At 76.0% G+C, this 6,355-nt stretch carries 9 protein-coding genes; 6 read left to right on the top strand and 3 right to left on the bottom strand.

What is annotated here, in order from left to right:
• The 4 genes from OTB16_RS35975 to OTB16_RS35960 form a co-directional block, all read left to right on the top strand.
• Positions 1 to 793: hypothetical protein (locus OTB16_RS35975; RefSeq protein WP_267726714.1), on the top strand; the 793-nt coding region annotated here is incomplete at its 5' end.
• A 73-nt stretch (positions 794 to 866) separates the two neighbouring features.
• Positions 867 to 2,153, top strand: a complete 1,287-nt coding sequence (locus OTB16_RS35970) for an MFS transporter (protein WP_267726713.1) — start codon at positions 867 to 869, stop codon at positions 2,151 to 2,153.
• A 10-nt stretch (positions 2,154 to 2,163) separates the two neighbouring features.
• Positions 2,164 to 2,904 carry a 4'-phosphopantetheinyl transferase family protein gene (locus tag OTB16_RS35965; protein WP_324290237.1) on the top strand — a complete coding sequence of 247 codons (741 nt, stop codon included), beginning with the start codon at positions 2,164 to 2,166 and terminating at the stop codon, positions 2,902 to 2,904.
• A gap of 111 nt (positions 2,905 to 3,015) precedes the next feature.
• Positions 3,016 to 3,504, top strand: a complete 489-nt coding sequence (locus tag OTB16_RS35960) for a beta-class carbonic anhydrase (protein WP_267726712.1) — start codon at positions 3,016 to 3,018, stop codon at positions 3,502 to 3,504.
• Between the two features lie 98 nt (positions 3,505 to 3,602).
• On the opposite strand, the gene OTB16_RS35955 is transcribed toward OTB16_RS35960, so the two are convergent.
• Positions 3,603 to 3,782: a DUF6480 family protein gene (locus tag OTB16_RS35955; RefSeq protein WP_267726711.1), complete on the bottom strand. Its 180-nt coding sequence runs from the start codon at positions 3,780 to 3,782 to the stop codon at positions 3,603 to 3,605.
• Between the two features lie 234 nt (positions 3,783 to 4,016).
• Here OTB16_RS35955 and OTB16_RS35950 point away from each other — a divergent pair, with 234 nt between their 5' ends.
• Positions 4,017 to 4,172 carry a DUF6131 family protein gene (locus OTB16_RS35950; protein WP_267726709.1) on the top strand — a complete coding sequence of 52 codons (156 nt, stop codon included), beginning with the start codon at positions 4,017 to 4,019 and terminating at the stop codon, positions 4,170 to 4,172.
• 31 nt (positions 4,173 to 4,203) lie between these two features.
• Here the strand turns inward: OTB16_RS35950 and OTB16_RS35945 are convergent, their stop codons facing one another.
• The gene (locus tag OTB16_RS35945) at positions 4,204 to 4,326 is read right to left on the bottom strand and encodes a hypothetical protein (protein WP_267726708.1); all 123 of its coding nucleotides are present in this window, start codon (positions 4,324 to 4,326) and stop codon (positions 4,204 to 4,206) included.
• A complete protein-coding gene (locus tag OTB16_RS35940; protein ID WP_267726707.1) occupies positions 4,323 to 5,084 on the bottom strand; it encodes a hypothetical protein in 762 nt (253 codons plus the stop codon). Before OTB16_RS35940 ends, OTB16_RS35945 begins: the two co-directional genes overlap by 4 nt.
• Between OTB16_RS35940 and OTB16_RS35935 the strand changes: the two genes are divergently transcribed.
• Complete coding sequence (locus OTB16_RS35935; RefSeq protein WP_267726706.1) at positions 5,079 to 6,302, top strand: glycosyltransferase; 1,224 nt, start codon at positions 5,079 to 5,081, stop codon at positions 6,300 to 6,302. The genes OTB16_RS35940 and OTB16_RS35935 overlap by 6 nt on opposite strands.
• Positions 6,303 to 6,355 lie beyond the last annotated feature (53 nt).

The raw sequence follows: 6,355 nt of genomic DNA, 5'->3' as shown, positions 1-6,355 counted from the left end.
CCCCACCACTCCCCGCCCCACCCCGGACCCCGCCCAAGGCGGCCACGCCCTCACCCGGCACCCCGCCCAGGACCCCGCCTCGGGAACCTGCGCGGAACCCGCCACGCGACGACCCGGCCCGGGGCCCGGCACGACGCCCGCCCCGGACCCCGCCTCGGGAACCAGCGCGGAACCCGCCGCGGGGCCCGGAACGCCACCCGGCCACGGCGATGGTCACCGGCTCGCCCGGCAGGCCGGCCCGGAACCCACACCGGCTCCCCGTCCGGCCCTCGCGGCCGGACCGTCCGATACGGGGCCCGGAACGTGGCCAGGCCCGGCACCCGCCCGGCCCGGCCACGTCCTCACCCGTCAGCCCGCCCCGGAACCCGCCTCGGGCGCGCTCGTGGAGACCGCCGCAGGGCGGTACGGCCCGGTGGCCGGCGTACGGGGCGGGGCGGGACCGGCCCCGTCGGCCGTTCCGGACCGGCCGGGCGGCCGGCGGGCCGCCCCGCACGGCACGGGCCGGCGGGCCGGCGGCCACGGGCCGGGCGGGCGCCGGGGGCACGCCGCGTGCGTGCGCGGGCGGTTCCGGCTCTCGGAGGTCCCGGGGGTCACCGTGGGCCCCGTGCCCGGAGCCGGCTCCGCCGCCGTGGCGGCCACGGCCGCGTACCGCGCCCTCGGCTCGGCCGGCCTCGGCCACCTCGGCGGCCGTCTGGAACTGCGTACCACCGGCTCCGCACCCCGGAGCTCCGACCTGGCGCGCGCCGCCCGCCGGGCCGTCGCCGCCGCCCTGGCCAGCCCCCAGCGCGGCTGAACCACCCTTCTCCTCCCCACCCCTCCGTCCCTCACCCCTCCGTCCCTCACCCCTCGCAGAGAACAGGTGCACCATGGACACCCCCGCACAGCAGGCCGAACAACCGCAGGCTCCGCGGCCGCAGGCATCGGCGCCGGTCCAGTGGGGCCGGGTCGGCTCCCTCGTCGGCGGCCAAGCCGCCGTCCAGCTCGGCAGTTTCGCCCTGCTCATCGCCATGAACTGGACCGCCGTCGAGCTCGGCGGCACCCGCGCGGTCACCCTGCTGATGCTCGCGGCGACCGTGCCCCGCGCCCTCATGCTGATCTTCGGCGGGGCGGTGGCCGACACCCTCGGGCCGCGCTTCGTCCTCCTGCGGACCACGGCCGCCCGCGTCGTCCTGCTCGCCGTCGGAGCCGTCGTCACCGCCACGTCGCAGCAGCTGTGGCCGCTGGTGGTGATCGCCCTGATCGAGGGGGTGCTCCTCGGGCTGGCCGGTCCCGCTTCGGGCGTACTGCTGCCGATGTTCGCCCGCGGCGACCAGCTGGCCCGCGCGAACTCCCTCTACGCCATGGTCCTGCGCGTCGCGCCCATCCTCGGCGCCCCGGCCGGAGCCTTCCTGATCACCGTCGGCGAACTGTGGCTGGCCATGGCGGCCGGCGCCGTCACCGGCGCGATCTGGCTCGGCTGCCTGCTGCACGTCACCCACGGCTTCGTCCGCCCGAAGCCGGAGCCCGGCGTCTCCCTGGTCAAGCGGTCCGGCGACGGGTTCCGGCTGCTGGCCCGCAACCCCCGGCTGCGCTGGATGTTCATCGCCGCCCTCTGCCTGGACCTGGCCTTCAGCTGGCCCGCCGAGGTGGCGCTGCCGCTGCTGGTTTCCGAACGCGGCTGGGGCGTGGCCGCCGTGGGCATCGTGCTGGCCGCGTTCAGCGTGGGCGCCCTCGGCTCCAGTGCCGTCGGCGCCGCGATGGCGCACCGCATCCCCATGTTCGTACGCCTCGTCGTCACCGGGGTCGGCCTCGCCGCCGGAATCCTGGTGATGGCCCTGATGCCGTCCGTGGCCTCCCTCACCGCCGTCGCCGCCGGGGTCGGCCTGCTGTCCGGGCTCAACGGGCCCGCCATCGTCACCCTGTACCAGCAGTCCGCCCCCGAGGACCGGATGGGCGCGGCGATGTCCACCCTCTCCCTGGCCGGCATCGGCACCGCCCCCATCTCCATCGCCGTCTTCAGCTCGCTCTCCCTGGTCCTGGGCATCCAGACCACCTGGCTGCTGTGCGGTGCGATCGCCTTCGTCTCGCCGCTGGCGGCGGTCATCGCCCTGCGGCACCCCGCGCGGGCCGAGGAGCCGGCGCCGGTGGAGATCCCCGTCCCCGCGGCCGTCTGAGGAGGACCCGATGGCACTGGTCACACGGCAACTCCTGATGCCGGAAAGGCTGTCGGACCCCGGACCGGCCCGCGCCGTCCTGGTGGCCGCGAGCCCGCAGCTGTGGCTCGTGGACACCACCGACTACCGGGTGCACGCCGCCCGGCACGCCCCGGGCACGCTGGACGCGCAGGAGCTGGCGCGCGCCGCCGAGTTCGTACGGGCGGCCGACCGCGACTCGTACGTCTGCGCGCACGTCGCGCTGCGGCGGCTGCTCGGCGCGTACCTGGGCCTCGCCCCGCGCGAGGTCACCGTCGAGCGGGCCCCCTGCGCCCACTGCGACGAGCCGCACGGGCGGCCCGTACTCCCGGGCGGCGCGCTGCACTTCTCGCTCTCGCACTGCGCCGGGATCAGCCTGCTGGCGTTCGCGGCCGCCCCGGTCGGGGTGGACGTGGAGGAGCTGGTGGCGTCGCGCACGATCCCGGAGCTGTCGGACGTACTGCACCCGCGGGAGGCCGCCGAACTGGCGGTCCTCCCCGCCGGGGAGCGCTCGCCCGCCTTCACCCGGGTGTGGACCCGCAAGGAGGCCTACCTCAAGGGCCTGGGGGTCGGTCTGTCGGAGAACCCCGCCGCGGACTACGTCGGCTCGGGGCCCGTCCCGGCCCCGCTGCCCGGCTGGACCCTGACCGACGTCCTGGTCCCGGAGGGCCACTGCGCGGCCCTCGCCCTGCGGACCCCGCGGTCCGGCCGGCCGGGGAGCGGGCCGGAGTGATGCGGGAGTGTTGCGGGAGTGTTGCGGTCGTGTGGCGGGCGGAACGGAGTCCTCAGGGTGCGCTCCCGCGTCAGTAGTTTGGCCGTAACGCCAACGAGAGAGCGAGGCGGCATGTCCGTCACCGATGAGTACCTCGCCAACAACAAGGCCTATGCGGCTTCCTTCACCGGTCCGCTCCCCCTTCCCCCCTCCCGGCACGTGGCCGTCATCGCGTGCATGGACGCCCGGATCGACGTGTACGGCGCCCTCGGCCTGAAGCCCGGCGAAGCGCACGTCATCCGCAACGCCGGCGGGGTCGTCACGGACGACGAGGTCCGCTCGCTGGCCATCAGCCAGCGGCTCCTGGGAACGAAGGAGATCATCCTCATCCACCACACCGACTGCGGGATGCTGACCTTCACCGACGACGCGTTCAAACAACGGGTCGCGGACGAGACCGGCATCCGTCCGCCGTGGTCCGCCGAGGCGTTCGCGGACGCGCACGAGGACGTCCGGCAGTCCGTGCGCCGCATCAGGGCGAGCCCCTTCGTCCCGCATACGGACGCGGTCCGCGGCTTCGTCTTCGATGTCGCCACCGGCCTGCTCGACGAGGTGCGCTGACGCGTCGCGTCAACCACTGCGGGCCGGTACGGGCCGGTGCGGGCCGCCGACGCGCCGCGCCAGGGCCCGGCCGTGGCCGCCGGGTTCGGTATGCCGGGTCAGAAGCCCGCGATGCGGGCCGCGAAGAAGCCCGCGAAGAGGACGGCGCCGATCACGATGAGCGTCAGCAGGAACCGGGGGTGCTCCCACAGGCCCCCGTCGGGCCGCTCGGGGTGGGCCTCGGCGGTGCTGCCCTCCACCGGGGGCGTCTCCTCCGGCGGAACCGGGTGTGCGCTCATGGTGCCCTCCTGTGCCCCCCGGGTCCGGTACCCCCGCCTTCCAGTATGGGGACCCCCGGGGAGCGCGCGCCGAGCGCAGCGTTCGTGCAGCGTTCGTGCAGCGCTTCGCCCGGTGCGGGAAGGCCGGAGGGCCGTTCAGGGCGGTCGCGCTCCCCCGATTCCGGCTGGAGGCCCCGGGCAGGCATGGCGTCGCCGGGACGGGGCAGAAGCCGATCGCGAGATGGGAGAAAAAACATGATCGCACTCGGAATCGTCCTGTTGATCATCGGCTGGCTCCTCGGCATCTCCATCCTCTGGACCCTCGGGATCATCCTGGTGGTCATCGGTGCCGTCCTGTGGATCATGGGGGCCGTCGGTCACGGCGTCGGCGGGAGGCGTCACTATTGGTAGCCGTCCGGTCTCACACGAATGCCTCCCGGCCTCAGGCCGGGAGGCATTCGCGTTCCGCCCGCCCTGCCAGGCCGGCGTAGACCGAGGCGAAGGCCGAGGCGGCGGCCTCGATGGAGTATTCGCCCCGGACGGTCTCGGCGGCCCGTGCCGTCATCGCGGCGACGGCGTCGTCCGGCAGCGCGAGCAGCCTTTCCACCCCCGCGCCAGCCGCGGAGCCGAGGACGTGTCCAGGAGCAGGCCGTTGACCGTGCCCCGGAGGTAGTGCGGTACGCCCCCGCGGCCCGTCGCCGCGACGGGCAGACCCGCGATGGCGGTGCGCACCTCGCGTTCCGCCGCGTCCGCGGTGTCGGCGCGGGCCGATCCGCCGACGACGACCAGCGTGGAGCGCAGGTGGAGCCCGGATTCGATCCAGGCGCGGACCAGCACGTGCTGCTGCTTGAGCGGGTGCAGCCTGCCGACGGTCAGCAGGAGCGGCAGTCCCCGGGCTGCCGGGTCCAGGGCCGCCGGCCGGTCCCCGGCGCTGAAGAGCCGCTCCAGCAGGCGTTCGCCGCGCGGGTGCTCGTCGGGCAGGGGCCGGTGGGCGGTGATGCCCTCCGGCGGTGCGGCGGGCCCCCTGCCTTCCCGTACGCCCGCGAGCTGCGGGAAGTGGCGGACCAGCTCGGCCGTGCCGCCGGGGCCGGGGATCCCGACGACCTCGTCGGCCCGCTCGACGAGGCGGTCGGCGGCGAAGACGCGGTGCAGGTCCTGGCGCAGTTCCTCCCGGCCGGCCGCCGTACGGGCACGGTCGCCCGCGTGGCGTTCACTCACCCGGCGGTGCGGGTCCGGCGTGGCCGTGAAGACCAGGCGGGCCCCCAGCCGCCGGGCGGCCTCCGCGACGGCGAGGGAGCCGTCGTCGGCGTACCGGACGTGCACCAGGTCCGGCCGGCGGTCCCCCTGGCCGCGGCCGCGGGCGCGGCCTTCACAGCGCTGACGGTCACCCGCAACGCGAACACGGGCATCGCCCGGCGCACGGAACAGGGGCGCGAGGAGGCGGCGCGCCTGGAGGAGTTCCTCGACGCCACCCGCGCGGGAGCCGTTCCCGCGCTCCTCGCCCAGGCCCGTCACCGCCGGGCCGACATGCTGGCGGAACCCGAACGCGTCCTGTCGGAGCTGCGCGCGCTGCACGCCCGGTGGCCCGCCGACTGGTACGTGGTCGACCAGCTGAGCTACGCGGTGACGCTCGCGCTGCACTGCCTCGGCCTGCCGTACGCGACGTTCTGCCCGGGGCACCCGAGCTACCTCACGCACTCCGCGGGCGCCCTGTTCGGGGTGCCGTACGCCTGGCCGCGGGCGGTACGGCCCGCCGCGTCGGACCTCCTCGCGCTGCGCCGGGAGGACCGGGCCAACGACATCGCCTTCACCGCGCTGTTCGCCGCGTTCGCCGCGCGCCACACTCCGCACCGGCCCGCGCCCGGCCGGGCGTTCTCCCTGAGTTCTCCGCACGCCGTGGTCCTGAACCATCCGCGGCTGGACTGGCTGCCCGGACCGGCGCAGGACCCGCGGTACGTGTTCAGCGGGCACTGCACGCGTGCCGATCCGGCCGGACCGGGCCCGTTCTGGGAGACGGAGCTGCGCCGGCTGCGGCGGGCGGGCCGCCGCGTGGTGCTGGTGGCGCTCGGCACCTTCCTGCCGGCCCGGGAGGACGTACTGGAGACGGTGTGCCGGGGCGTCCTCGCGGCGCGGCCGGACGTGTCGGTCGTCCTGGCCGCGGGCGACCGGGCCGACGCGCTCGCGCACCTGGCGGGGCCCCGTAAGGCCATCGCGGCGACCGTCCCCCAGCAGGCCCTGCTGTCCCGGGTGGACGCCATGGTCCACCACGGCGGCAACAACTCGTTCACGGAGTGCCTGGCCGCCGGGGTACCGGCCTTGGTGCTGCCGTTCTCCAGCGACCAGTTCTCCATCGCCCACGACGCCGAGCGGTCCGGCGCCGGGCTGTGCCTGGACCCGCACGGGCTGCGCGCCGACGACGTGGGCAGGGCCGTGGCGTCGCTGCTGGACTCCCCGGGGCAGGCCCTCGCGGGCCTGAGCCGCCAGGTCCGCTCGCTCGGCCCTGCGCGGGCCGCCCGGCAGCTGGTGACGCTGATGGCCTGACCACGGCCGCGCGCCCGCCCCCCGGCCCCGCCCCGCCCTGCTCCGGCACGCGT

Source organism: Streptomyces antarcticus (genome assembly GCF_026627255.1).
Classification (GTDB): Bacteria; Actinomycetota; Actinomycetes; order Streptomycetales; family Streptomycetaceae; genus Streptomyces; species Streptomyces antarcticus.
Note: the sequence above shows the minus strand (reverse complement) of the source record. Positions and strands in the feature narration are given on the sequence as shown.